This window comes from Sphingopyxis sp. P8, assembly GCF_020622175.1.
GTDB lineage: Bacteria > Pseudomonadota > Alphaproteobacteria > Sphingomonadales > Sphingomonadaceae > Sphingopyxis > Sphingopyxis jiangsuensis.
Genome location: NZ_JACNMK010000001.1, coordinates 1,414,002 through 1,437,655, shown reverse-complemented (window position 1 = coordinate 1,437,655; position 23,654 = coordinate 1,414,002). Strand labels below are relative to the sequence as shown.

The 23,654-nt window shown below is 65.3% G+C and carries 23 protein-coding genes and 1 tRNA gene; 10 read left to right on the top strand and 14 right to left on the bottom strand.

Annotated elements, in window-relative coordinates; genetic code table 11:
* The first annotated feature begins 74 nt into the window (after positions 1–74).
* Positions 75–2,696 (top strand): methionine synthase, encoded by a 2,622-nt coding sequence (gene metH, locus H7692_RS07010; protein WP_227340050.1) that lies wholly within the window; start codon positions 75–77, stop codon positions 2,694–2,696.
* A 131-nt stretch (positions 2,697–2,827) separates the two neighbouring features.
* A complete protein-coding gene (locus H7692_RS07005) occupies positions 2,828–3,781 on the top strand; it encodes a right-handed parallel beta-helix repeat-containing protein (RefSeq protein ID WP_201929053.1) in 954 nt (317 codons plus the stop codon).
* A 107-nt stretch (positions 3,782–3,888) separates the two neighbouring features.
* On the opposite strand, the gene H7692_RS07000 is transcribed toward H7692_RS07005, so the two are convergent.
* From H7692_RS07000 to H7692_RS06980, 5 genes are all read right to left on the bottom strand, one after another.
* Positions 3,889–4,395 carry a YbjN domain-containing protein gene (locus H7692_RS07000; RefSeq protein WP_201929055.1) on the bottom strand — a complete coding sequence of 169 codons (507 nt, stop codon included), beginning with the start codon at positions 4,393–4,395 and terminating at the stop codon, positions 3,889–3,891.
* Positions 4,396–4,467: 72 nt separating this feature from the next.
* The gene (locus H7692_RS06995; protein WP_201929057.1) at positions 4,468–4,788 is read right to left on the bottom strand and encodes an accessory factor UbiK family protein; all 321 of its coding nucleotides are present in this window, start codon (positions 4,786–4,788) and stop codon (positions 4,468–4,470) included.
* Positions 4,789–4,790: 2 nt separating this feature from the next.
* Complete coding sequence (locus H7692_RS06990; RefSeq protein ID WP_201929059.1) at positions 4,791–5,375, bottom strand: TspO/MBR family protein; 585 nt, start codon at positions 5,373–5,375, stop codon at positions 4,791–4,793.
* Between the two features lie 60 nt (positions 5,376–5,435).
* Positions 5,436–6,176, bottom strand: coding sequence for a TlyA family RNA methyltransferase (locus H7692_RS06985; RefSeq protein ID WP_201929061.1), 741 nt, complete (start codon positions 6,174–6,176; stop codon positions 5,436–5,438).
* A 13-nt stretch (positions 6,177–6,189) separates the two neighbouring features.
* A complete protein-coding gene (locus H7692_RS06980) occupies positions 6,190–8,265 on the bottom strand; it encodes a protein-disulfide reductase DsbD family protein (RefSeq protein WP_222135541.1) in 2,076 nt (691 codons plus the stop codon).
* A 100-nt stretch (positions 8,266–8,365) separates the two neighbouring features.
* Between H7692_RS06980 and H7692_RS06975 the strand changes: the two genes are divergently transcribed.
* Complete coding sequence (locus tag H7692_RS06975) at positions 8,366–10,045, top strand: alkaline phosphatase family protein (RefSeq protein ID WP_222135542.1); 1,680 nt, start codon at positions 8,366–8,368, stop codon at positions 10,043–10,045.
* Between the two features lie 13 nt (positions 10,046–10,058).
* Positions 10,059–10,889, top strand: a complete 831-nt coding sequence (proC, locus tag H7692_RS06970) for a pyrroline-5-carboxylate reductase (protein ID WP_222135543.1) — start codon at positions 10,059–10,061, stop codon at positions 10,887–10,889.
* A 3-nt stretch (positions 10,890–10,892) separates the two neighbouring features.
* On the opposite strand, the gene H7692_RS06965 is transcribed toward proC, so the two are convergent.
* The gene (locus H7692_RS06965; protein WP_201929080.1) at positions 10,893–11,405 is read right to left on the bottom strand and encodes a MarR family winged helix-turn-helix transcriptional regulator; all 513 of its coding nucleotides are present in this window, start codon (positions 11,403–11,405) and stop codon (positions 10,893–10,895) included.
* A 78-nt stretch (positions 11,406–11,483) separates the two neighbouring features.
* On the opposite strand from H7692_RS06965, the gene H7692_RS06960 reads away from it, so the two are divergent.
* Positions 11,484–12,569, top strand: coding sequence for a branched-chain amino acid aminotransferase (locus tag H7692_RS06960; protein WP_222135544.1), 1,086 nt, complete (start codon positions 11,484–11,486; stop codon positions 12,567–12,569).
* 55 nt (positions 12,570–12,624) lie between these two features.
* A tRNA-Gln gene (locus H7692_RS06955) sits at positions 12,625–12,699 on the top strand.
* Positions 12,700–12,728: 29 nt separating this feature from the next.
* Here H7692_RS06955 and chrA read toward each other — a convergent pair.
* Positions 12,729–13,910: a chromate efflux transporter gene (chrA, locus tag H7692_RS06950; protein WP_222135545.1), complete on the bottom strand. Its 1,182-nt coding sequence runs from the start codon at positions 13,908–13,910 to the stop codon at positions 12,729–12,731.
* On the opposite strand from chrA, the gene H7692_RS06945 reads away from it, so the two are divergent.
* Positions 13,889–14,335: a cation:proton antiporter gene (locus H7692_RS06945; protein ID WP_227339951.1), complete on the top strand. Its 447-nt coding sequence runs from the start codon at positions 13,889–13,891 to the stop codon at positions 14,333–14,335. The genes chrA and H7692_RS06945 overlap by 22 nt on opposite strands.
* A gap of 302 nt (positions 14,336–14,637) precedes the next feature.
* Positions 14,638–16,410, top strand: a complete 1,773-nt coding sequence (locus H7692_RS06940; RefSeq protein ID WP_227339950.1) for an arylsulfatase — start codon at positions 14,638–14,640, stop codon at positions 16,408–16,410.
* Between the two features lie 4 nt (positions 16,411–16,414).
* On the opposite strand, the gene H7692_RS06935 is transcribed toward H7692_RS06940, so the two are convergent.
* Complete coding sequence (locus tag H7692_RS06935; RefSeq protein ID WP_201927119.1) at positions 16,415–17,041, bottom strand: TetR/AcrR family transcriptional regulator; 627 nt, start codon at positions 17,039–17,041, stop codon at positions 16,415–16,417.
* A gap of 117 nt (positions 17,042–17,158) precedes the next feature.
* On the opposite strand from H7692_RS06935, the gene H7692_RS06930 reads away from it, so the two are divergent.
* The gene (locus H7692_RS06930; RefSeq protein ID WP_201927116.1) at positions 17,159–18,793 is read left to right on the top strand and encodes a sulfatase-like hydrolase/transferase; all 1,635 of its coding nucleotides are present in this window, start codon (positions 17,159–17,161) and stop codon (positions 18,791–18,793) included.
* Positions 18,794–18,827: 34 nt separating this feature from the next.
* Here H7692_RS06930 and H7692_RS06925 read toward each other — a convergent pair whose 3' ends face one another.
* A complete protein-coding gene (locus H7692_RS06925) occupies positions 18,828–19,757 on the bottom strand; it encodes an isopenicillin N synthase family dioxygenase (protein ID WP_222135548.1) in 930 nt (309 codons plus the stop codon).
* A gap of 134 nt (positions 19,758–19,891) precedes the next feature.
* Here H7692_RS06925 and H7692_RS06920 point away from each other — a divergent pair, with 134 nt between their 5' ends.
* Positions 19,892–20,317 carry an EVE domain-containing protein gene (locus H7692_RS06920; RefSeq protein WP_201927112.1) on the top strand — a complete coding sequence of 142 codons (426 nt, stop codon included), beginning with the start codon at positions 19,892–19,894 and terminating at the stop codon, positions 20,315–20,317.
* A 12-nt stretch (positions 20,318–20,329) separates the two neighbouring features.
* On the opposite strand, the gene H7692_RS06915 is transcribed toward H7692_RS06920, so the two are convergent.
* From H7692_RS06915 to H7692_RS06895, 5 genes are all read right to left on the bottom strand, one after another.
* A complete protein-coding gene (locus H7692_RS06915; protein ID WP_201927110.1) occupies positions 20,330–20,674 on the bottom strand; it encodes a PilZ domain-containing protein in 345 nt (114 codons plus the stop codon).
* Between the two features lie 349 nt (positions 20,675–21,023).
* Entirely contained in the window at positions 21,024–21,425 is a 402-nt protein-coding gene (arfB, locus tag H7692_RS06910; protein WP_201927103.1) for an alternative ribosome rescue aminoacyl-tRNA hydrolase ArfB, read from the bottom strand.
* Positions 21,418–22,101, bottom strand: a complete 684-nt coding sequence (locus H7692_RS06905; protein WP_201927100.1) for an RluA family pseudouridine synthase — start codon at positions 22,099–22,101, stop codon at positions 21,418–21,420. Before H7692_RS06905 ends, arfB begins: the two co-directional genes overlap by 8 nt.
* Positions 22,102–22,236: 135 nt before the next feature.
* Positions 22,237–22,833 carry an FMN-dependent NADH-azoreductase gene (locus H7692_RS06900; protein ID WP_201927090.1) on the bottom strand — a complete coding sequence of 199 codons (597 nt, stop codon included), beginning with the start codon at positions 22,831–22,833 and terminating at the stop codon, positions 22,237–22,239.
* A gap of 87 nt (positions 22,834–22,920) precedes the next feature.
* Positions 22,921–23,616: a pirin family protein gene (locus H7692_RS06895; RefSeq protein ID WP_222135549.1), complete on the bottom strand. Its 696-nt coding sequence runs from the start codon at positions 23,614–23,616 to the stop codon at positions 22,921–22,923.
* Positions 23,617–23,654: the final 38 nt, after the last annotated feature.

Genomic DNA, 23,654 nt, shown 5'->3' with positions numbered 1-23,654 from the left:
ATCGGCCTTGCGCTACCTCGACAGCCCCCACCCCAACCCCTCCCCTGAAGGGGAGGGGCTTTAGAATGAAGACAATGACCGAAACCAACGCCTCCTCAACCTTCGTCAATATCGGCGAACGTACCAACGTTACCGGCTCCGCAGCCTTCAAGCGGCTGATCCTCGCCGACGACTACGCCGCTGCGGTCGAGGTCGCGCGCCAGCAGGTCGAGAGTGGCGCGCAGGTCATCGACGTCAACATGGACGAGGGACTGCTCGACGCCGTCCATGCGATGACGACCTTTCTGAAGCTCATTGCCGCCGAACCCGACATCGCGCGGGTGCCGGTGATGATCGACAGCTCGAAATGGGAGGTGATCGAGGCGGGGCTCAAATGCGTTCCCGGCAAGCCGATCGTCAATTCGATCAGCATGAAGGAAGGCGAGGAACAGTTCCTCGAGCATGCCCGCAAATGCATGGCCTATGGTGCTGCGGTCGTCGTCATGGCGTTCGACGAGGTCGGGCAGGCCGACACGAAGGAGCGCAAGATCGAGATCTGCGAGCGCGCCTACAAGCTGCTCATGACCATCGACTTTCCGCCCGAGGACATCATCTTCGACCCCAATGTCTTCGCCGTCGCGACGGGGATTGAGGAGCATGATAATTATGCGGTCGACTTCATCGAGGCGGTGAAGGAAATCCGCGTCCGCTGCCCGCACGCGCATTTTTCGGGCGGACTTTCGAACCTGTCGTTCAGCTTTCGCGGCAACGAGACGGTGCGCCGCGCGATGCACAGCGTGTTCCTCTATTATGCGATCCCGGCGGGGCTCGACATGGCGATCGTCAATGCCGGGCAGCTCGACGTCTATGACACGATCGATCCCGAGCTGCGCGCGGCGTGCGAGGACGTCATCCTTAATCGCAAGGTCGAGGGCGAGGCCGAAAGCCCGACCGAGCGGCTGATCGCGCTCGCCGAACGCTACAAGGGCAAGGATGCGGCGCAGGAAAAGGCGGCCGAGGAATGGCGCGGCTGGGAGGTGCGCAAGCGGCTCGAACATGCGCTGGTCAAGGGCATCGACGCGCATATCGTTTCGGATACCGAGGAAATGCGCATCCAGATGGACCGCCCGATCGAGGTGATCGAAGGGCCGCTGATGGACGGAATGAACGTCGTCGGCGACCTGTTCGGATCGGGCAAGATGTTCCTGCCGCAGGTCGTCAAATCGGCGCGCGTGATGAAAAAGGCGGTAGCGCACCTGCTGCCTTTCATCGAGGCTTCCAAGGAGCCGGGCGCGAAGGGCAAGGGCAAGGTCGTGATGGCGACCGTGAAGGGCGACGTTCACGACATCGGCAAGAATATCGTCGGCGTCGTGCTTCAGTGCAACGGGTTCGAGATCGTCGACCTCGGCGTCATGGTGCCGTGGAGCAAGATCCTGGAAGCCGCGAACGAGAATGACGCCGACATGATCGGCCTCAGCGGCCTGATCACCCCCTCGCTCGACGAGATGGTGACGGTGGCCGAGGAAATGCAGCGGGCAGGGATGACGATGCCGCTGCTGATTGGCGGCGCGACGACATCGAAGGTCCATACGGCGCTGCGTATCGATCCCGCCTATCAGGGCCCGGTGCTCCACGTCCTCGATGCCAGCCGCGCGGTCGGGGTGGCGACCGCGCTGGTCAGCGACACGGGGCGCGACGCCTATGTTCGGGGTTACAAGGACGATTATGCCCACATCCGCGATGTGCGCGCGGGCAAGGGGCAGAGCGTCCTCCACACGCTGGAGGAAGCGCGCGCCAATTATTACGACGCCTATTTGAGCGATAAGCCGGCCCCCCCGCTGCAACCGGGCTTGCACCGCTTCGACGACTGGTCGCTCGAAGAGCTGCGCGACTATATCGACTGGACGCCCTTCTTTCGGGCGTGGGAGCTCCATGGCACCTGGCCGTCGATCATGGACGACGAGGTGGTCGGCGAAACCGCGCAGGCGCTCAAGGCCGATGCCGATGCGATGCTCGACCGCATCATCGGCGAAAAATGGCTGACCGCCCGCGGCGTCTGCGCCTTCTGGCCGTGCGCGCGGCACGGCGACGATGTTATCATCCACCTCACCGAGGAGGAGCGCCACGTGACGCTCCCCTTCCTGCGGCAGCAGGTCAAGAAAAGCCGCGACCGCGCAAATATGTGCCTTGCCGATTTCATCGACCCGGCGGGCGACTGGATCGGCGGCTTCGCGGTCGGCATCCACGGTATCGAGCCGCATTCGGAACGCTTCCGCGCCGACAAGGACGATTATTCGGACATTTTGCTCAAGGCGCTCGCCGACCGTTTCGCCGAGGCGTTCGCCGAGCGGCTGCATCAGCATGTCCGCACGACGCTCTGGGGCTATGCGCCGGGCGAGCAACTGACCAACGAGGCGCTGATCAAGGAAGAATATCGCGGCATCCGTCCGGCGCCGGGCTATCCGGCCTGCCCCGACCATAGCCTGAAGCCGATCCTGTTCGACTTGCTCGCGGCCGGGGAGAATGCGGGGCTGGTGCTGACCGAAAGCTTTGCGATGCTGCCGACTGCGGCGGTGAGCGGCTTTTATTTCGGCCACCCCGAAAGCCAGTATTTCGGCGTTGCGCGGATCGGCAGCGACCAGCTCGAGGATTATGCGCAGCGGCGCGGCGTCGACCTGGAAACCGCGACGCGTTGGTTGCGGCCCAATCTCGATTGATACGTCGTCCCCGCTTTCGCAGGGGCGACGGTTATTAATCGGCGCATCTACGCCTGTCCGAAACCGAGACAGGCGCGCGGTTAACCAGCCTTGCACACGACTGCGCCGGCGACGTCGGCTAAACGGCCGTCATGATCCGGCTGATTTTTGCGCGGCCCGTGCTGCCGCTATTCGCGCTCCCGCTGTTGCTCGCGCCCGCGCCGCTGCCCGCGCAAACGGGCGGTGCGCCCTATAGTATCGACGGGCGCGGCTTTGCGCGGCTGCAGGAAGCCGTCGATGCGATCGGCGATGGCGAGGGCGTGATCCGCATCGCGCCCGGCTATCACCGCGACTGCGCGGTGCAGAGTGCGGGGCGCGTCGCCTTTGTCGCCGCCGAGCCGGGGCGTGCAATCTTCGATGGCGTCGCTTGCGAGGGCAAGGCGGCGCTCGTGCTGCGCGGCGCAGGCGCACGCGTCGAGGGCCTTGTGTTCCAGAATATGCGCGTGCCCGACGGCAATGGCGCGGGGATCCGGCTCGAACGGAGTGACCTCGAGGTTGCGGACAGCCTGTTCCGCAACAGCGAGGAAGGCATATTGACCGCTGACGACCCGCGCGCGGCACTGACCATCGACCGTTCGACCTTCTCGCGCCTCGGGCGCTGCGACCGCGGGCTGAGCTGCGCGCACAGCGTCTATACCGGCATCTACGGCCGCCTGACGGTCACGCGCACGCGCTTCGAAAAAGGGAGCGGCGGCCATTATCTGAAATCGCGCGCGGTGGTGGTCGATGTCAGCGACAACAGCTTCGACGACACGCAGGGGACGGGCACCAACTATATGATCGATCTGCCGTCGGGATCGGTCGGGCGCATCACCGGCAATCTGTTCGTCCAGGGGCGCGACAAGGAAAATTATTCGGCCTTGATCGCCGTGGCGGCTGAAGAGCGGAAAAACCCGTCGCGCGGGCTTTCGATAGCCAACAATCGCGCGCGTCTCCCCGACGACATGGAGCGCAAGTCGGTGTTCGTCGCCGACTGGAGCGGCGAGCCGCTGGCGATTGCGGCGAATGATCTGGGGCCCGGGCTGACGCGGTTCGAGAAGCGATAAGCCACCTTCAAATCCCGTTCGTGTCGAGCGAAGTCGAGACACGGGAGGCCACGCGCGATGTCCGCGTGTCTCGACTTCGCTCGACACGAACGGATCAGGCGGGAGCGTTAAGCCTCGCCGCGCGTTTCGATGAGCGAGGCCGCGAGCGCTTCGGCGGGCGATTTTCCACCCCACAGCACGAACTGGAACACCGGGTAAAAGCGCTCGCATTCGTCGATGGCGCTTTCGACCAGCGTTTCGGTAAGGTCGAGCGTCAACGCCGCGTCGCTGCCGACAAGCATGCCATGGCGGAAGAGGATCGTGCCGCTGTTCGACCACAACTCGAAATGGCCGAGCCACAATTGCTCGTTGATCAGCGCCAGCGCCTCGTGCGCGACGGTGCGCTTATCCTCGACCACACGGATGTCGGGAAAGGCGAGAAGCTGGATGACGCCGTCATCGGGGCGCCAGACAGCGCGCAATTCATAGGTCGTCCAACTGCCCTGCGCGGTCGCGACAATCTCGTCCTCGCCAACCATTTCGTGCGGCCAGTCGTGCGCCGCAAAATAGGAGGCGAGCATGTCCATCGGCGCAGCTTCCTGGCCGTCGTCATCGTCGTAGATATCGTCACTCATAGTCGCTGCCCTAGCCGTTCTCGGGTAAGGTTGCGAGTCTGGCCGTCACCCCAGCCTTCGCCGGGGTGGCGATCATGCCTTCGGTGCAGCCCTTGGCTTGCGCGCTGCCGGCTTGGTCGGCGCCTTTGGCGCCGCAGCCTTGGGCGCGGGCTTTACCGTTCCCTCAAGCTTGTCGAGCCGTGCCTTGAGCGCATCGGCTTCGGCGCGCGCCTTGGCGGCCATTTCCTTCACCGCCTCGAATTCCTCGCGGCTGACGAAATCCATGCTGCCGACCCATTCCTTCGCGCGCTCGCGCATCGCCGCCTCGGCCTCGCGGCCGGCGCCGGCGACGGTGCCGGCGATGCCGTTCACCATCTTGGCCAGATCGTCGAAAAAGCGGTTCTCGCTCTGCATGCTCAATTGCCTCCGTCGGGGGTGACCCCTTGCCCGAACTCTATCTGGGTGCTCGCCGCCGCCGGAACAAGGGTTTCGGCGTCGGGGTTGCGCTGGTCGATCTGGAAATTGAGCACTGCGGCAAAGCAGAGCCACACCATGTAGGGGACGAGCAGCCACGCCGCCGCCTTGCGGATCGGCGCAAAGGCAAAGGCGGTCGCGACCGTCACCATCAGGATGAAGATGATGAGGTAAAGCGCGGTCGTCACCTGATGCTGGCCGAAGAACAGCGGCGACCAGGCGAAATTCGCGAACAACTGCACGGAAAAGAGGAGCAGCGCAAAGCCGCGCCCCATGGCGCCGCGCGCATGGAGCACCATCGCGAGCGCAAGGCCGAGACAAGCGTAGAGCACCGGCCACACGACCGCGAACACCCAACCCGGCGGCGTGATCGCGGGGAGGTCGAGCGCGGCGAACCAACGGTTGCTGTATCCGCTGTTCGACAAATAGCCCATCAGGCTGCCGATCAGCACGATCGCCGGAACGGTGACCATCGCCCAGCGCCAATAGGACATGCGCAGCTGTCCGGGGGTGGCAAGTTCGCTCATTCTGGCTGGTCCCTTTCGCGATTCCGCTGGGTACAGGTGTCGCGACTCGCGGGGCCAGCGTCAAGCGCCTCGCTGCGTTGCAGCAATCAGGAACTCGACATTGCCCTCGGGCCCGGTGATCGGGCTCTCGACCAGATCGGCGACATCCCAGCCTTCGCTGTCGAGCCAAGCGCGCACTTCGGAACAGACGCGCTCATGCACGCTCGCATCGCGCACGACGCCCTTTTTGCCAACCTCGTGCCGTTCGGCCTCGAACTGCGGCTTGATCAGCGCAACGAGGCGCGCGCCCGGGCGGGCGAAGGACATCGGCACCGGCAATACCTTCGCCAGCGCGATAAAGCTTGCGTCGCAGACGATCAGATCGACCGGTTCGGGGATATGGTCTGCAGTCAGGATGCGCGCGCTCGTCTGTTCGTGGACGATTACGCGCACGTCCTGCCGCAGCTTCCACGCGAGCTGGTTGGTGCCCGAATCGACGGCATAGACGCGCGCAGCGCCGCGCGTCAGCAGCACGTCGGTGAAGCCGCCGGTCGACGAGCCGACATCGATCGCGACCGCGCCGGCCACGTCCCAGCCGAGATGCGCGAGCGCATGGTCGAGCTTGATCCCGCCACGCGACACCCAGGGGTGGTCGCGGCCCTTCACGCTGACCTCGGCGTCGTGGGCGAGCTGTTGCCCTGCCTTGTCGATCTTGCGGTCGCCGACAAAGGCGAGTCCGGCGAGGATCAGCGCCTGCGCGCGCGTCCGGCTTTCCGCGAGGCCGCGGTCGACGAGCAGCTGATCGGCGCGCTGTTTTGCCATCACGCCTTCCCCGTCATTGCGAGCCAGCCTTGTCCACCAGCATCCCCGGCGTCAAAATCTGCGGCAGGATTTCGGGTTCGGCCGCACCGGGCGCATACCAGAGATAGAGCGGCACGCTGTTGCGGCCATGTTCGGCGAGGGCGCGCGTGATTGCAGGATCGCCGTTCGTCCAGTCGCCAACCAGCGTGACGACGCCGGCCTTGTCGAATGCTTTCTGAACCGCCTCACGGTTGATCGCGCCGGCTTCGTTCGCCTTGCACGACAGGCACCAGTCGGCGGTGAAATAGACGAACACCGGCTTTCCGGTCGCGCGTGCCTTGGCGAGTGCGTCGGGCGAGTAGGTCGACCCCGTTCCGGCAACCGACCGGCTGCCGGACGCAAGCTCCGCCGCCGCCGCGCCAAAACTTGCGGCGAACAGGAGTGCGGACAAGGCGAGCAGCCAGCCGCGCCGGTCGCCGCGCTGCATCGATCCCCAATGCCACAAGAGCGCGATTGCCATCGCAAGCGCGATCAGCGGATAGGCGAGCGCGTCGGCGCTGCCGAGCTGGCGCCAGAGGAGCCAGCCGAGCGCGAGCGCGGTCAGACCCATCGGCAGCGCCATCCATTTGCGAAAGCGCGCCATCCACGGGCCGGGCTTGGGAAGGCGCTGGCGCAGCGCGGGGACGAAACCGACCGCGAGGAAGGGGAGGGCAAGTCCGAGACCGAGCCCGCCGAAGATCGGCAGCGCCGCCCATGCGGGCAGCACGAGCGTCGCGCCGAGCGCCGCGCCGAGCAGCGGCCCGCTGCACGGCGTCGCGACGAAGGCTGCGAGCGCGCCGGTCCAGAAGCCGCCCGCTGCGCCGCCCTTTTCGGCCAACGCTTGCCCGCCTCCGAAAGACGGCAGCTCATAGGTGCCAAGCAGATTGAGCGTGATCGCTACCGTCAGCAGCAACAATACCAGCACGCTCAACGGATGCTGGAGCTGGAACGCCCAGCCAACTTGCTCGCCCGCTGCGCGCAGACCAAGGAGTGCGCCGCCGAGAAGCAGCGCGGTCGCCACTGCGCCGGCGGCATAGGCCAGCCCTTCGACCTTCGCCGCGCGTGCATCGCCCCCGGAGCGCGCGAGGCTCAGCGCCTTGAGGCTCAATATCGGGAAGACGCAGGGCATCAGGTTGAGGATCAGCCCGCCGACGAGCGCCCCGCCGAGCGCGGCGAAGAACGTGGCGATGTCAAACGTCTTGTCGCGTCCGCCTGTCGTGGCGATGGCCTTGCCGGCCGCCGGCACCGCGCCCGGCTGGAAGCGCACCGAAAGCCCGCGACCTTCGCCGAGCCGGAGCAATCCTGCGATTTCGCCTTCGGCGCCGCCCTTCGCCCGCGTTTCGACGACGATCATGTCGCCGCTGCGGCTGAAGGTCTGCGGCGCCGGATAATCGACGACATCCTGTGTTTCGGCGAACAGATAGGGCGCATCGATTGCCACGCTTTCGGGCAGCGGGATGGCAAAGCGCACGCGCTCGCCGCGCCGCTCCCATCTTCCCGGGCGGTCGAGCGGCTGCGGAAGCGCTGCGCGCCATGTGTCGAAGCGCGTGCGGTCGGCGGCACTGACGGCTCCGTTGCCCGCGACGAGCTTTACCGAGATCACCGCCTTTTCGGGAACGCACACCTTGTCGGTGCAGGCGAGCCAGTTGGCAACGCCGGACAGCGTCATGTCGCTCCCCCGCGCGACGCGCGGATCGACGCGCACATCGGCGAGCAGCGCATAGGGATGCTCATAGACATGGTTCATCATGCCGAACAGGATCAGCGGCTCGGGCACCGGATAGCGGAAGGGCGTCACGCTCACGCCTTCGGGCGCATTCCATTCGACCGACAGGCCGAACCCCGCGTCGCCGCCATTGACCCAATAGCCATGCCAGCCCTCGTCGGGCGTCATCGTCAAGGCGATGCTCGTGCTTTCGCCGGGGGCGGGGACCACGGATTCGGCGACGAGTTTCGGCGCGATATGCGTCGATTGCGCGTGCGCGGAGGCAAGCGCGAGCTGCCCCATCGCGACCATCGCCAGCGCCAGCCGCCAAAGGCCTGTCACGATCCCGTTATTCCGCAATTCCATTGTTCGCCCGCAGCCGTTGGAGTCTGAAGGCTTGCCATATAGGCGGCTTTCGTCGAGAGGACAGCCCGCGCCGACGCCGCCGAACCGGAGAATTGCCGCCATGTCGATCAAACGCCTGACCACCGCGCTTGCAACCGCTCTTTGCCTGACCGCGGCAAGCGCGGGTCTCGCGCAGGACTCGCGTCCCGCCTCCACGGCATCTGCGCCCGCTGCCACAGCGCCCAAATTGCTTGTGGTGATCGCGGTGGACCAGTTATCGGCAGATCTGTTTTCCGAATATCGCAGCCATTTCACAGGCGGCTTCGCGCGGCTCGCGTCAGGGGTCGTCTTCCCGTCGGGCTATCAGGCACATGGCGCGACCGAAACTTGCCCGGGCCATTCGACGATCCTCACCGGCAACCATCCCGCGCGTACCGGGATCGTCGCGAACAATTATTTCGACCTTGCGGTCGGGCGCGAGGACAAGCGCGTCTATTGCGCCGAGGACGAGCGCGTCGAGGGCACCGCGTCGGGCAGCGGCAAATATGCGCCGTCGGTCGAGCATCTGCTCGTTCCGACGCTCGGCGACCTCATGAAGGCGCGCGACCCGGCGGCGCAGGTCGTGTCGATTGCGGGCAAGGACCGCGCGGCGATCATGATGGGGGGGCGCCGCGCCGACGAACTGATGTGGCTCGCACCGACCGGGCTGACGAGTTATCGCGGCACGGCCTTGTCGCCCACCGCCACCCAGGCCGGCGCGGCGATCGCCGCCGCCATCGCCCAGCCGCGCCCCGCGATGACACTGCCGCGCGACTGTGCGGCGCGCGATATTGCGATTGCCACCGACGCAAAGGGCGGCAGCGTCGGAACGGGGCGCCTCGCGCGCGACGGCGGCGACTTCCGCCGCTTCATGGCGTCGCCCGAAGCCGACGGGGCGGTGCTTGCGACCGGTGCAGCGATCCGCGCGGCGCGCAAGATGGGCGAGGGCCCAGGGACCGACCTGTTGATCCTCGGCCTGTCGGCGACCGATTATGTCGGCCATGGCGCGGGGACCGAAGGCAGCGAAATGTGCCTCCAGATGCTCGCGCTTGACCGTGAACTCGGCGATTTCTTTGCGCGGATCGACGCGACCGGGATCGACTATGCCGCCGTGCTGACCGCCGATCATGGCGGGCATGACCTGCCCGAACGCAACCGCCAGAATGGCTGGCCGGAGGCGCAGCGCGTCGACCCCGCCCTTTATCCCGCGGTGCTCGGCAAGGCGGTTGCGGAAAAGCTCGGCCTGCCGCAGCCGTTGCTCTATGGCGACGGCCCTTTCGGCGATCTTTATTTCTCGAAGGCACTCACACCGACGCAGCGCAAGGCGGCGATGGCCGAAGTCCTCGCCCGGCTGCGCGCGCATCCGCAGGTCGAGGTCGCGCTGACGGCAGAGGAGTTGGCGGCGCATCCGATGCCGACACGCGCCGCCGACCTCTGGTCGGTCAAGGACCGCATTCGCGCATCCTTCTATGCCCCACGCTCGGGCGACATCATTCTGGCGCTGAAGCCGCGCGTCACCCCGATTGCCGAACCGGGTGCCGGATATGTCGCGACGCATGGCTCGGTGTGGGACTATGACCGCCGTGTGCCGATCCTGTTCTGGCGCAAGGGGCTCGCCGGATTCGAGCAGTCCAACGCCGTGATGACCGTCGACATTTTGCCGACGCTTGCGGCGCTGGCGGGGCTCGAACTCGACCGCAGCAAAATCGACGGCCGCTGCCTCGACCTGATTTCGGGACCCGCAAGCAGTTGCCGACCATGACGAAGACCGAACGATGACCAAGGATTTGACGACTTTCAACGGCCGCCTGCTGCTCGTCGGCTGCGGCAATATGGCGGGCGCAATGCTCGATCGCTGGCTCGCGGCGGGGCTGGACCCGGCGCAGGTGGCGGTGGTCGACCCGGCGGCAGCGAAACGCCCCGGCGTGGTGATACACGCGTCGCTTGCCGAGTGGCGCGGCGCGGGCGGATCGGCGGACTGGATCATGCTCGGCATGAAACCGCAGCAACTCGGCGAAGTGGCGGGCGAACTCGCACCGCTCGCGATCGGCGACGTGCATCTGCTTTCGATCCTCGCGGGCGTGTCGCTCTCCGACCTGGCCGAGCGCTTCCCCGATGCCAAAGCGCAGGTCCGCATTCTCCCGAACCTCGCGGCGCGCATCGGCGCGGGCGTGTCGGCGGTTGCGAGCAGCGGCGATGCCGACATGGACGCGGTGGCGGCGCTGCTCGACCCGCTCGGCCGCACGGTCGCGCTTCCCGACGATTCGACGATGGACCTCGTCACCGCCTTCACCGGCAGCGGCCCGGCGTTTGTCTTCCGTTTGATCGAAGCTTATGCCGCTGCGGGCGAGCGGCTCGGGCTGTCGTCCGACGATTCCTTGGCGCTCGCGACCGCGACCTTCGGCGGCGCGGCGGCGCTGCTCGCCGAAAGTGACGAACGCCCGGGAACGCTCATCGCTCAGGTCGCGAGCAAGGGCGGCACGACGCAGGCGGGGCTAGACGTGCTCGATAATGACGGGCAGCTTGCGGCGCTTCTCACCAATGTGCTGCGCGCGGCGCGCGATCGCGGGCGCGAACTGGCCGACATCGCGCGCGGCGACGGTTGAATTTCAGCGCGGGGGTTCGCCCAGCCGCGCAACGCGGCCGCGTTCGCGCGGCGGCAGCAAGGCTTCGCTCACCTGCCAGAATCCCGTGACCGCCGCCTGCCCGGCGTGCGTATAGGCGCGGCTCATCGCGTCGCGCAGCAGCCCGAACACCGACGCCTCGAGCGCGCGGCCCGCGTCGGTAAGGCGCAGTTCCTTCTGTCGTCGGTCGCGGTTGCCGGGGCGCGTCGCAACGAGTTCTCGCGCCTCCAACTCCTTGATGACGCGGCCGAGCGACTGCTTGGTGATGCCCAGCAACAGGAGCAGATCGGAAATCGTCAACCCCGGGCGGCGCGCGATGAAGTAGAGCGCACGGTAATGCGCGCGGCCAATCCCCTGCTCGGCAAGCCGTGCATCTATTGCGCGCCAAAGCGATCCGTGTGCGAAAAACAGATATTCGATTCCCCGACGCACCTCATCCTCGCGTAAGAAAAGGGCAGAGGCAGTCGGGACTTGTGAAAGAAAATTATCGTCATCCATCGTCACTACCGTTGCGCCCCGCGCGCTCCTTTGGCAAGAGGCGCGCACCATCCACCGCCCGACGACAGGTCCTCCGCAATGTCTGCTAACGCTTTCTCCCGATTGCCGCATCCCCGCCCTACGGCCGAGGATGTTCGCGCCGCGGCGATTGCGGACCCGGTGTTCGGGCGGATTTTTACCGATCATATGGTGTCTATCCGCTATACCGAGGGCAAGGGCTGGCACGATGCACAGGTGATGCCGCGCGGGCCGCTGACGCTCGATCCCGCGACCGCGGTGCTCCATTATGCGCAGGAAATTTTCGAAGGGCTGAAGGCCTATCGACTCGACGACGGCGCGATGGCGCTCTTCCGCGTCGAGGCGAATGCCGCGCGCTTCAACGCGAGCGCGCGCCGCATGGCGATGGCCGAGCTGCCCGAGGAGTTGTTCATCGCGGCGGTCAAGGAAATCGTCGCCGCCGACGCCGACTGGTTCCCCCAGGTCGACGGCGGCGCGCTTTACCTGCGCCCCTTCATGTATGCGAGCGAGGTGTTCCTCGGCGTGAAGCCCGCGGCGGAATATCATTTCCTCGTCATCGCCTCGCCCGTCGGCAATTATTTCAAGTCGGGGGCGCCGGCGATCTCGCTGTGGGTGTCCGACGATTACACGCGCGCGGCGCCCGGCGGCACGGGGGCGGCAAAATGCGGCGGAAATTACGCCGCTAGCCTGATCGCCCAGCAGGAGGCGATCGCCAAGGGGCACGACCAGGTCGTCTTTCTCGACGCCGCCGAACACCGCTGGATCGAGGAACTGGGCGGCATGAACATGTTCTTTGTCTTCGACGACGGCAGCATCGTCACCCCGCCGCTGACCGGAACGATCCTGCCGGGCATCACGCGCGACGCGATCATGACGCTCGCGCGCGACGAGGGGCTGACGGTCCGCGAGGAACGCTATGCGATCGACCAGTGGCAGGCCGATGCCGAAAGCGGCCGCCTGACCGAAAGCTTTGCCTGTGGCACCGCCGCGGTGGTGACGCCGGTCGGCAAGGTGACGCGCCACGACGCGAGCTTCACCATCGGCGCCGGCGGTCCGGGGCAGGTCACCGCGAAGCTCAAGAACCGCCTAGTCGACATCCAGCGCGGCCGCGCCGCCGATCCTTACGGCTGGGTGACGCGCCTGTAAGCGCCGCCTTGCCAAGCCCGGGCGAGCCGCTATAGAGCGCCCTCGCACCGGCCGTTGGGGCGTAGCCAAGCGGTAAGGCAGCGGTTTTTGGTACCGCCATGCGCAGGTTCGAATCCTGCCGCCCCAGCCAGCCGGTGAGTTTCCGATCGTGGGCGTTCCTCAAGGCGCGAACAGCCAGCCCGCGGCCGCGCCCGCCGCGATTATCGCCGGCGTTCGCGCGCTGCCCCTTGCGTTCCAGATCAGCGCCGCTGCGGCGGCAAATATCGTCACCGCCACGCCGACGTTGGAGGCGCGTGCGGCGGTCGAAGTGCCGAGCTGAACCAGTGTCGCGGCGATGACGCCGACGACTGCGGCGGCGATGCCGGTCAGCATGCGATGAAGCGCCGGGTTCTCGACTGCAGCCTCGAGCCGTTCGAAAAAGATAAGGGAAAAAGCAAAGGCGGGCAGGAATATCCCGGCGGTAATCGCAACCGCACCGCTCCACCCTCCCGCCATATATCCAGCAAAAGTTGCAAAAATGACGAGCGGCGCAGGCAGGACCCCAGCCACCGCAACGCCATCGAGGAACATTCCGTCGGACAGCCAGCCGCGTTCAACGGTATCGGCGCGCACATAAGGGATGGCGGTATAGGCGCCGCCAAATGTGAGGAGGCCGCCCTTCAGTCCGGCGACGAACAGCGCGGCGGTGGTCGCGCGGCTTGGGGTGAGCGCGGCGCTCAACCCTATGGCGTGCATGTACGGTACGAGCAGGGTCAGGAGCAGGGCCGCGGCGCCTATCAAGGCGAGCATCCATGGTCGATCCGACACAATATAGGCGAGGCCAGATGCAATCAGCGGTATCCAGAATGGAACGCCTGCAAGTGTGGCACCAAAAGCCAGTCCGGCAAGCAGCCAGAGCATTCGGTCTTCCAACACATGGCGTCCGATGCGCTCGATCGCGCGCAGGATGATTGCCAGCACCACAAGCTGCACGCCGAAAAAGGCACTCGCCATTGCCGTGCCGCTGGCGAGCCATTCGTCATAGGCCCAGGCCGCGGCCAGCATCAGCGCGAAGCCCGGCAGCATGAAGCCCAGCCCGGCGAGAAGGCCGCCTATTCGCCCGCGCGCAATCATCCCCATGTGAACGCACAGTTCGTGCGCTTCCGGTCCGGGTAGAACCTGCATCACCGCGAGCAACCGGTTGAAGCGCGCCGACGATATCCAGCCTTCGTCCTCGACCAGCGCTTCGCGGATCATCGCGATTTGCGCGACCGGACCGCCAAAAGCCAGCAGGCCAAAGCGCAGGAATTTGAGGAACAGCTGCGGAAGGGTCGGAAAATGTGGCGCCGCCTGCTGCGTCATGGCATTCCCCTTGTTCGCGTCGCCACGGGCGGGGCGCTCCCCCCGTCTGCGATCCTATCGCGCTGGCGCCGTATCCGGTCAAGAAGCGCGAAAGCCGCTTGATCTCGGCTCAGACAAAGGGGCAGGTTCTAAGTCTCGGACGCGGGCAGCGGAATGTCGTGGCCGCCGGGGGGCTGGCAATCGGTCTGTTCGGGCTCAGACTGTTCTCCGACCCCCAAGCGATCTTGCACGTCGCCGAACTCGGCGTCGTGCTCTTCCACTTCATCATCGGGCTCGAAATGCAGCTATCGCCGCTCTGGTCGATGCGCGGAGAAATCTTTGGGCTGGGGGCACGCAGGTGTGTCTGTGCATCGCATTGTTCATCGGCGTCGACATTGATGATCAGCTTCGCGCGCTTTGGTCAGATCGTCAAACCCGATAGCTGAGGCAGCGAACCTTTGTCCCCCGCCCGCCGCGCCCGGCGGCCGCGACGGGGGAAAGGTTGTTTGTGCACAAAAAGAACATTAAGTGAACAAAATGATCGCGTCAACCCCATTTCGATGCGCTGGGTCGATGCGCCGGTGCTACGAGATCCGGCAGCAAATCACGCCCGAAAGGCCATTGCCCCCAACAGGATATTGACATAATCAATGTCAATATAATCGAGGGGAGAGCGAGGGTCATGGCGGTGCGCGTGCACAGCTGGAGGGTGCCGGGTCGCGTCGGTAGGTTGTGCCGCACCGTCTTATTGATTCTGGCAACCCTGTTCGCGGCGACGCCAGCGCAGGCACAGCGCCCTGCGGCGTCGCCGCGTTACCCCAATGTCGTGATCCTGCTCGCCGACGATTGGGGCTTCACCGACGTCGGGGCCTTTGGCGCCGAATTCGCGACACCGAATATCGACGCGCTCGCGCGCACGGGAGTGCGCTTTTCCAATTTCCATGTCGCCGGCTCCTGTTCGCCGACCCGCGCGATGCTCCAGACGGGGGTAATGAGCCACCGCGCGGGGCTCGGCAACATGCCCGAAACCATCCCCGACGAACATCGCGGAAAGCCGGGATACGACACGGTAATGAACCATCGCGTCGTGACGATCGGCCAGATGTTTCAGGCGGCAGGTTATCGTACCTATCTGACCGGCAAATGGCATTTGGGCAGCGATGCCGGGCGGCTTCCCGAAGCACGCGGCTATCATCGCGCCTTCAGCCTGGCCGATGCGGGCGCCGACAATTTCGCGCAGCGCCCGATCGAGGGGTTATACGAAACCGCTGCCTGGACCGAGGGCGGCAAGCCCGCGACCTTGCCGGCCGACTATTATTCGTCGCGCTTCGTCGTCGAACGGATGATCGACTATATCGAGGAGGGCCGTGCCGCGAATGCGCCCTTCTTCGCTTCGATCAACTTCCTCGCCAATCATATTCCGATCCAGGCACCCGACAGCGACATCGCTCGCTATGCGGCGATGTACCGCGACGGCTGGACCGCGTTGCGTGCGGCGCGGGCAAAGCGGGCGGCGGCGCTCGGGATCGTCCCCGCCGGTGCGCCGATGGTCCGGATGGCGACCACGCCCGATTGGGCGACGCTCGATCGCGACGAGCGCGCCGCCGCGGTGCGCGTGATGCAGGCCTATGCCGGCATGGCGACGGCGATGGACCGCGCGGTCGGCCGCCTTGTCGCGCACCTCAAGGCGACCGGCGATTATGAGAATACGATCTTCGTCTTTCTGTCGGACAATGGCGCCGAGCCGACCAATCCGTTCAACCGCTGGCGCAACCGGTTCTTCCTGAACCAGCAATATGATCTTTCGACCGCCAATATCGGCCGGCCGAACAGCTTCAGCGCGATCGGCCCGGGATGGGCGAGCGCTGCCGCATCGCCGCTAGCCGGATATAAGTTCAGCGCGGCCGAAGGCGGATTGCGAGTCCCGCTCATCATTGCCTGGCCCGGCAACGACAAGGTCGGGGCGGGCACAATCCAAGCGGGCTTTGCGCATGTGACCGACATCGTCCCGACGCTGGCCGAACTGGCCGGCGTTGCGCTGCACAGCGGCGAATGGCAGGGCAAGGCAGTCGAACCGGTGATGGGGCGCAGCCTCGTGCCGATGCTCGGCGATGCGGCAGGCAGCGTGCACGGCGATGATCCGCTTGGTTACGAATTGTCGGGCAATGCTGCATTGTTTCGGGGCGATTTCAAGCTGGTGCGCAATCTGCCGCCGGTGGGCGACGGGCGCTGGCGATTGCACGATTTGTCGCGCGATCCGGGAGAGACGCGCGACCTGTCGGCGGCGATGCCCGACCGCTTCGCGTCGATGCTCGCCGACTATCGCGCCTTTGCCAAGGCGAACGGCGTACTCGACATGCCGCCGGGATATTCGGCCGCGGACCAAATCGATCGCTATGCCTTCGCGCAGCAGGGACGCGCGCGGCTGATCCGGCTTGGGCTTTGGGTTGGTGGGACGTGTCTGTTGGTAGCTGCCCTTGTTTGGGCATGGCGGCGCAGACGGCGACGTCCGGTGCACTAGGCGGTCATTCCCCGGCGGCGAGCGCCGCCGCCAGCGCCTCGGCCATATGCGCGGTCACGTTGCCTGCCGCTTCGACCGACATTCCGTGATCGTGACGCAGCGCCCGCCAGTTCTGGAACGACAACGCCGCGCAGAGCGCTTCGGCCGGAACCGTGCGGCCGCGCATTTCCTTGGGCAGTAGTCGCAGCACCAGATCGCGCTCGATCGCAACCACTTTCCCATATTGCGCGGTGAGGAAGGGCGACTGGTAGCGTTTGATGTTCGCGGCAAGGCGAAAAGGCAGCATCGTTTCGAAAACGCGCGCGCGCCGCTCGACCAGATCGCGCAGGTTCACGCGCCAGTCGGTGCTGTCGTAGGGGGCTGTAACGATCGGCAACACACGTTCGGCGATTGTCGCAGAAATCTCGGCGTAAAGCGCGTCCATGTCGTCGAAATGACGAAAGACGGTGCGCAGTCCCAGCCCCGCTTCCTCGGCAACGCGCGCTGCGCTCGGCATCAGGTCGCCGCCCGCGATCAGGGTCATCATCGCCTTGACGATCCGGCGCCGGCTCGACCGGCCGCGCTCGCGTCGGCCGTCGACGCGCGCGGGCGCGGCGACTTCACTGATCCGGCTTTGCAAGCTTTGGGCCATAAAACCCCGCTGGCCTGTTCCGTTGCCTTCGTCAATGCCGCGCTTGCGCGACCACCGACATAATGACACATATAGTGTCACTTTCATAGCTGTGCGGCAGCGAGCAGGGGTGGGGCGATGGCAAAGGGCTGGATCGGGCTGAGCGTCGTGGCGCTCGCCGTCGCGGGTGGATATTGGGCTTACACCGAAAACCGATATCGGCTGCCCGGCATCGTGCAGGATTGGCGCGACCCCGTTCAGCCGAACCGTCCGGTCGTGTGGCAGGCCGGTCCCGACGCAGCACGGAGCGGTGAGCGGCCGCCCAACATCATCCTGATCGTCGCTGACGATCTGGGCTATAACGACATCAGCTTGAACGGTGGCGGCATTGCGGGCGGCATCGTGCGCACGCCCAATATCGACCGCATCGCGCGTGAAGGAGTGAATTTTACGACGGCCTATGCCGCCAACGCGACCTGTTCGCCTTCGCGCGCCGCAATGATGACCGGGCGCTATCCCACGCGCTTCGGATTCGAATTTACTGCTGTGCCGACCGAATTTGCGGAGAATCTTGTCCATGGCGGCGGAGTCGGGCCGCTCGAAGCGGTGTTTCACGCGGACCGCATCACCGACGACATACCCGATTATCCCGACATGGGCGTCCCGGCGAGCGAAGTGACGATCGCCGAAACCGTCAAGACAGCGGGCTATCGCACGCTTCACATCGGCAAATGGCATTTGGGGGAAGCGCCCAAGCTCCAGCCGCAGGCGCAGGGTTTCGACGAAAGCCTCGCGGTGCTGGCGGGCGCGGCGATGTTCCTGCCCGAGGATGATGCGGACGCGGTCAATGCCAAGCTTCCTTGGGATCCGATCGATCGCTTTCTCTGGGCCAATCTGCGCCATGCGGTGACGTTCAACGGCAGTCCGCGCTTTGCCGCGAAAGGGCATATGACCGACTATTTCGCCGACGAGGCCATTGAGGCGATCGAGGCGAACCGGAACCGGCCCTTCTTCCTCTACCTTGGTTTTACCGCGCCGCACACACCGCTGCAGGCGACGCGCGCCGAATATGACAAGTTCGTGCAGATCAAGGACCACAAGACGCGCGTATATGGTGCGATGGTCGCGCATATGGATCGGCGGATCGGTGACATTCTGGCAAAGCTCGAACAGCTTGGCATCGACGACGACACGCTTGTCATCTTCACCAGCGACAATGGCGGCGCCTGGTATGCGGGGATTCCCGATCTCAACGCGCCGTACCGCGGCTGGAAAGCAACCTTCTTCGAAGGCGGCATCCGCGCGCCGCTCTTCATGCGGTGGCCCAAGGCAATTGCGGCAAACACGGCTCGCGCCGATGTCACCGGTCATATCGACATTTTCGCGACGATCGCGGCGGCGGCGGGCGCAAAGCTGCCCAGCGGACGCCTACTCGACAGCGAAGATATATTGGCCGGCCCGGCGCAGCGCGATGCGATCTTCTGGCGCTCGGGGGACTATCGCGCGGTGCGCACCGGCGACTGGAAACTGCAGCTGACAAAGCGGCCTGAAAAGGCGCGGCTCTATAACCTTGCGACCGATCCCACCGAACAAACCGACCTTGCGGCGCGCGAGCCCGCCCGCGTTGCGGAGCTGCGCACGCTGATTGCAAGGCAGAACGCCGGGATGGCGAAACCGATCTGGCCCGGCCTTGTCGAAGGACCCGTGCGGATTGACGTGCCGCTCGACGCGCCGTGGCGCGATGGGCAGGATTATATCTACTGGACCAATTAGCGAAACGCTTTGCGGGACGGGCCGCCGCCGGACGCTATTTCTTCAGCCCGATCTCGCGCAGCCGCTGTTGCAGATAATCGTCGGCGGTAATCGGTTGGGGATAGCGGTTCGGATGCTCGGCATCGATGCAGTTATCGAGCGTCTCGATCAGATAGTCCGAGCGGAAATGCAGGAAGAAAGGCATCGAATAGCGTGCGATGCTTGCGCGCCCTTCGTCGGGGTTGCGAACGCGGTGGGTAGTGGAGGGAAGGCGGTTATTGGTCAACCGCTGGAGCATGTCGCCGACATTGACCGCCATCGCGCCTGCAGGCGGCGACACGGGCAGCCAGCTGCCATCCTTGTCGAGGATTTCGAGCCCCGCCTCCTCGGCGCCGAGCAGCAGGGTGATCGTATTGATGTCCTCATGCGCCTCGGCGCGGATGCCCTTCGCGGGCGCTTCGACCGGCGGATAGTGGAGCAGGCGCATCACGCTGTTGCCGTCTCTCACCGTGTCGTCGAAGAAATCGGGGGCGAGCTTCAGATAGCGCGCGATGCCCGACAGCAGCTGTCCTCCGACGCGGTCGAATTCGGCGAAGAGCTTATCGAACACGGCGCGGAAGCCTTCGACCTCGGCGGGCCAGACATTGTTCGGTTGCTGCGCCGCAAGCGGGTGGCCTGCGGGCAGGTCGCGGCCGACGTGCCAGAATTCCTTGAGATCGACTTCTTTCGCGCCCTTGGCGATCTCGGTTCCGAACGGGGTATAGCCGCGCGCGCCGCCGCCGCCGGGGATGTGATAGCTGCGCTTCGCCTCCTCGGGCAGCGCGAAAAATTCCTTCGCCTTTGTCCATGCATCGTCGATCAGTGCGGGGTCGATGCCGTGGTCGGTAATCATGGCAAAGCCGAAACGCTCGAACGAGGCTCCGAAATCACGGGCAAAATCGTCGGCGGAAAGCGACATGGAAATGACGGGGACGGCGGCGGTCATAAATTGCGAATCCATATGGTCAGGGGTGGCGCCGCAAGGCGCGCGACATGCCGAGCGATTTAGGCGCTGCCGCGTGCGCTTGAAAGGGAAAAAGGCGGTTCCGTCGGCCGCACGGCTCGGCTAAACCGCGCGGCATGAGCAAGCAATATTGGCTGATGAAGTCCGAACCCGACGTCTATCCGTGGGACCAACTCGTCGAGGACGGCACCGGCATATGGGACGGTGTGCGCAACCATACGGCAAAGCTCAACATGATGGCGATGCAAGTCGGCGACGAGGCGCTCTTCTATCACAGCAATATCGGCAAGGAATGTGTCGGGATCATGCGGGTTACCGAAACCGCCTTTCCCGATCCGACCGCCGATGAAGGATCGCCGTGGGTCGTCGTGCGCGTCGAGCCGGTCCGGCCGCTCGATCACCCCGTCACGCTCGCGACCATAAAGGCCGACCTCAAGCTTGCCGACATGGATTTGATCCGCCAGTCGCGGCTGTCGGTCGGGCGCGTGCGCCCGGCTGAATGGACGCATATCCTGCGCCTGTCGGAGAACGCCGCGCGTTGATTCCTGGGGACGTTATGCGCCGCGCAGGCTTGCCTGCAGATGATCCGCCACCGCGGGATGAAGCGGCGCAATGAATTCGCACCCGTAATTATTGCCGTCAGCTCTGCGCACCACGGCCTCGAGCGGTTGCAGTCCGGGCAAGTTCACCCAGATGTGTTTGCCGATTTGCGGGCGAAAGGCGGTGACCATCCGGAACCCGGTCGACGACAGGTCGAACAGGTCAACATCGAATGGATTGAGCCCGGGTTCGCGGAACCGAGCGCGCGCCTTTACGGGGGCACGCTTCGAACGACGAGCGGCTTCGGGGGCTGGTCTGACCTTGAACTTCTGCGTTTCTATCACGGCGCTGATTTCCATAACCCAGTTTCGCTACGTCGATCTAAGCCGTAAACAGTTACCGCAAGATAGACGAACTTGGTAAACAGTCGGCACTCCTGTTTCTTATCGGAACAACTCGACGTCGGTGGCTACAGGCTGTGGGGGCTTTATTTGTCCCGGCGAGAGCGCTTTGTCGGGCGCCTGTCGGGCACGGTAATGGTCCGCGGTTGATCGGCGGCAATCATCATCCCGGCGCCCCTCATACTGCCTCCGACGAAACTCGGGGCGGTCAGACAAGGGGGGCCTCAGGGCGGATTTTGGGATTTCGCTCATGAACTGCTCCGCTTGATCGCTCGAGTGGTCTAGCGGAGCATCGTAAAAATCCTGTTTACTCCGCTCCGCGCACGCGGCCGCGCATCGCTTTCACCGCGCTGCGGGCCTTTTTTCCTTCGGCACGCCGCGCCTTCGCGGCCTTGCTCGGCTTGGTCTTGATCCGCCGTTCGGGACGGGTGAGTGCGGCGTCGATCAGTTCGCTGAGCCGATTCCGCGCGTCGGCGCGGTTCGCTTCTTGGGTGCGAAACCGGCGCGCGAGGATGACAAGCCCCCCTTCGCTCGTCAGCTTGCTGCCCGCGAGTGTCTTCAGCCGGCGAAAGGCATCGGGCGGCAAGCCCAGTGCATAGACGTCAACGCGTAGCTGGCACGCGGTCGCGACCTTGTTGACATTCTGCCCTCCCGGACCCGACCCCGCGAGGAAGCGCTCGCTGATCGCGCTTTCCGGAATCTCAGCCACGGGTTGGTGCCGCGCCCTCGGGCGCCTCGAACCCCAGAGCAGCAAAACGATCGGGGAACGGCGCCTCGGCGATGATTGGCGGCTTGACGTCACGATCGACCACAAGCCGTTCGGCGTGGAGCATCGTCCGGTCGCGCGGGCCGCCGCGGCCGTAGACGGGATCGCCGACGATCGCGAAACCGAGACCTTCGAGCGCGTGGACGCGCAATTGGTGCGTGCGCCCCGTCTCGGGGCGAAAGCGCAGCAGCGCGCGGCCCTCGACGACCGCCAGCTTTTCCCAGTGCGACACCGACGGTTTGCCGGTCGGGTCGCCGACCATCCGCCAGCCCGTTTCGGCGGTCGAGGTTTTGGACAGCGGCAGGTCTATTGTGCCGCTCGCTGCATCGGGAACGCCGTCGAGGATCGCGAGATATTGCTTGTTGACCGCACGGCTTTCGAACGCGCGCGTGAAGCGGCCATGTGCCTTTGGGTTGCGCGCGAGCAGCAGGCATCCCGACGTGTCGCGGTCGAGCCGATGGACGGCAAGCGGCCAGCGTTTGAAACCGAAGCGCAAGCTGTCGAGATGGTTTTCGAGGCTGAGGCTGCCGTCGCGCGGCGGATCGACGGGCAGGCCTTCGGGCTTGTCGAGGACGAGGGCTTCGCCGTCGAGAAAGAGGATGCGGTCTGAAAGAAGCATCGCCGCGCTATAGGGCGGGCAGCCCCTTGCCGAAAGCGGAAACGTCAGCGGCCATCGGATGGATGCAGCGGGAAAGTGACCCGGTCCGCGCCGGGTCAAGCGAAAGGAACAAACCCGGCGGGACGCGCTTTCGGGTCAGGCCGCCTGCTGTAGGCCGTCGATCGCGGCGGTCGCGCGGGTGACTGCCGTTTCGTCCGCCATCTGCTGGTCGGCAGCGATGATGGTGACGTCGGTGATTCCGACGAAACCGAGGACGTGGCGCAGATAGCCGGTGGCAAAGTCATAATCGCTGCCAACCGGGACGCCACCCGAGGCGACGACCAGGAAGGCGCGCTTGCCCTTCAGCAGGCCTTCGGGACCGGCTTCGGTGTAGCGGAACGTCTTGCGCGCGCGGGCGATCTGGTCGACCCATGCCTTGAGCGCGGCGGGGATTGCAAAATTATACACGGGGACGCCGATAACGATCGTGTCGGCGGCTTCGAGTTCGGCGATCAACGCGTCCGATCCCGCGAGGGACGTCTTCTGGTCGTCACTGCGTTCGGCTTCGTCGGTAAAGTTGGCGAATACCCAGCTTTCGTCGAGCAGCGCCGGCGGCGTTGCTGCAAGGTCGCGGTGGACGACCTTGGCGCCATAGCTTTCGGCGAGCAGGCGCTCGACAAGCTTTTCGGCGAGCGCGCGCGTGGTCGAACCCTGATAGCGGGCGCTGGCGTCGATACGAAGAATATTGGTCATGGCATTGCTCCTTGAACATTTCGAGAAGGGAGAAGGGGTGGGCCGCCGCCTCAGGGAGGGGACAAGCGGCGGCCCGGGGGGATTTCGTCAGAGGCTGTCGACGAGCACCAGTTCGGCGTCTTCGAGCGCCTCGACGGTGATCGTGCCGACATCGCGGATCGCGATGCCATCGCGCGGATCGGCATTCAGACCATTGACGCGGATGCGTCCCTTGGCAGCGACCAGATAGGCGTGGCGTCCGTCTCCGAGGTCGTAGGACACGCTCTCACCGGCGTTGACCGTCGCGGCCGCGACACGGGCGTCGGCGCGGATCGGCAGGACATCGTCGCCCTCGATGCCGCTTGCCAGCGTTACGAAGCGACCCGAGCGATCCGCCTTGGGGAACTGGCGCGCGCCCCATCCGGGGTTGCCGCCGGCACGGTCGGGCATGATCCAGATCTGGAACAGCGTCGTTTCCTCGTCCTCGAGGTTGAACTCGCTGTGCGTCACGCCGGTGCCGGCACTCATCACCTGAACGTCGCCCGCTTCGGTGCGGCCGCTGTTGCCCATGCTGTCGCGATGGGTGATCGCGCCGGTGCGGACATAGGTGATGATTTCCATGTCGCGGTGCGGGTGCGGCGGAAAGCCGGCCTGCGCGGCAATGGCATCGTCGTTCCAGACGCGCAGCGCCCCCCAGCCCATGCGGTCTTCGTCATAATAGTTGGCGAAGGAAAAATGATGGCGGGCATCGAGCCAGCCGTGGTTGGCGTGGCCCAGCGTGTCGAATTTGCGAATGTCGATCATCGGGCATTCCTTTCTCTGGCACGCCCCCGGCATGGCGG

Bases quoted from the DNA above. Each gene is read 5' to 3' on its own strand.
- H7692_RS06930 (WP_201927116.1), top strand. From the start codon at position 17,159: ATGGCAAAGGGCTGGATCGGGCTGAGCGTCGTGGCGCTCGCCGTCGCG.
- H7692_RS07000 (WP_201929055.1), bottom strand. From the start codon at position 4,395: ATGAGTGACGATATCTACGACGATGACGACGGCCAGGAAGCTGCGCCG.
- H7692_RS06960 (WP_222135544.1), top strand. From the start codon at position 11,484: ATGTCTGCTAACGCTTTCTCCCGATTGCCGCATCCCCGCCCTACGGCC.
- H7692_RS06975 (WP_222135542.1), top strand. From the start codon at position 8,366: ATGTCGATCAAACGCCTGACCACCGCGCTTGCAACCGCTCTTTGCCTG.
- H7692_RS06920 (WP_201927112.1), top strand. From the start codon at position 19,892: ATGAGCAAGCAATATTGGCTGATGAAGTCCGAACCCGACGTCTATCCG.
- H7692_RS06905 (WP_201927100.1), bottom strand. From the start codon at position 22,101: ATGCTTCTTTCAGACCGCATCCTCTTTCTCGACGGCGAAGCCCTCGTC.
- H7692_RS07005 (WP_201929053.1), top strand. From the start codon at position 2,828: ATGATCCGGCTGATTTTTGCGCGGCCCGTGCTGCCGCTATTCGCGCTC.
- H7692_RS06985 (WP_201929061.1), bottom strand. From the start codon at position 6,176: ATGGCAAAACAGCGCGCCGATCAGCTGCTCGTCGACCGCGGCCTCGCG.
- H7692_RS06915 (WP_201927110.1), bottom strand. From the start codon at position 20,674: ATGGAAATCAGCGCCGTGATAGAAACGCAGAAGTTCAAGGTCAGACCA.
- H7692_RS06980 (WP_222135541.1), bottom strand. From the start codon at position 8,265: ATGGAATTGCGGAATAACGGGATCGTGACAGGCCTTTGGCGGCTGGCG.
- proC (WP_222135543.1), top strand. From the start codon at position 10,059: ATGACCAAGGATTTGACGACTTTCAACGGCCGCCTGCTGCTCGTCGGC.
- H7692_RS06995 (WP_201929057.1), bottom strand. From the start codon at position 4,788: ATGCAGAGCGAGAACCGCTTTTTCGACGATCTGGCCAAGATGGTGAAC.
- H7692_RS06925 (WP_222135548.1), bottom strand. From the start codon at position 19,757: ATGACCGCCGCCGTCCCCGTCATTTCCATGTCGCTTTCCGCCGACGAT.
- H7692_RS06965 (WP_201929080.1), bottom strand. From the start codon at position 11,405: ATGGATGACGATAATTTTCTTTCACAAGTCCCGACTGCCTCTGCCCTT.
- H7692_RS06990 (WP_201929059.1), bottom strand. From the start codon at position 5,375: ATGAGCGAACTTGCCACCCCCGGACAGCTGCGCATGTCCTATTGGCGC.
- H7692_RS06900 (WP_201927090.1), bottom strand. From the start codon at position 22,833: ATGACCAATATTCTTCGTATCGACGCCAGCGCCCGCTATCAGGGTTCG.
- chrA (WP_222135545.1), bottom strand. From the start codon at position 13,910: ATGACGCAGCAGGCGGCGCCACATTTTCCGACCCTTCCGCAGCTGTTC.
- metH (WP_227340050.1), top strand. From the start codon at position 75: ATGACCGAAACCAACGCCTCCTCAACCTTCGTCAATATCGGCGAACGT.
- H7692_RS06895 (WP_222135549.1), bottom strand. From the start codon at position 23,616: ATGATCGACATTCGCAAATTCGACACGCTGGGCCACGCCAACCACGGC.
- H7692_RS06935 (WP_201927119.1), bottom strand. From the start codon at position 17,041: ATGGCCCAAAGCTTGCAAAGCCGGATCAGTGAAGTCGCCGCGCCCGCG.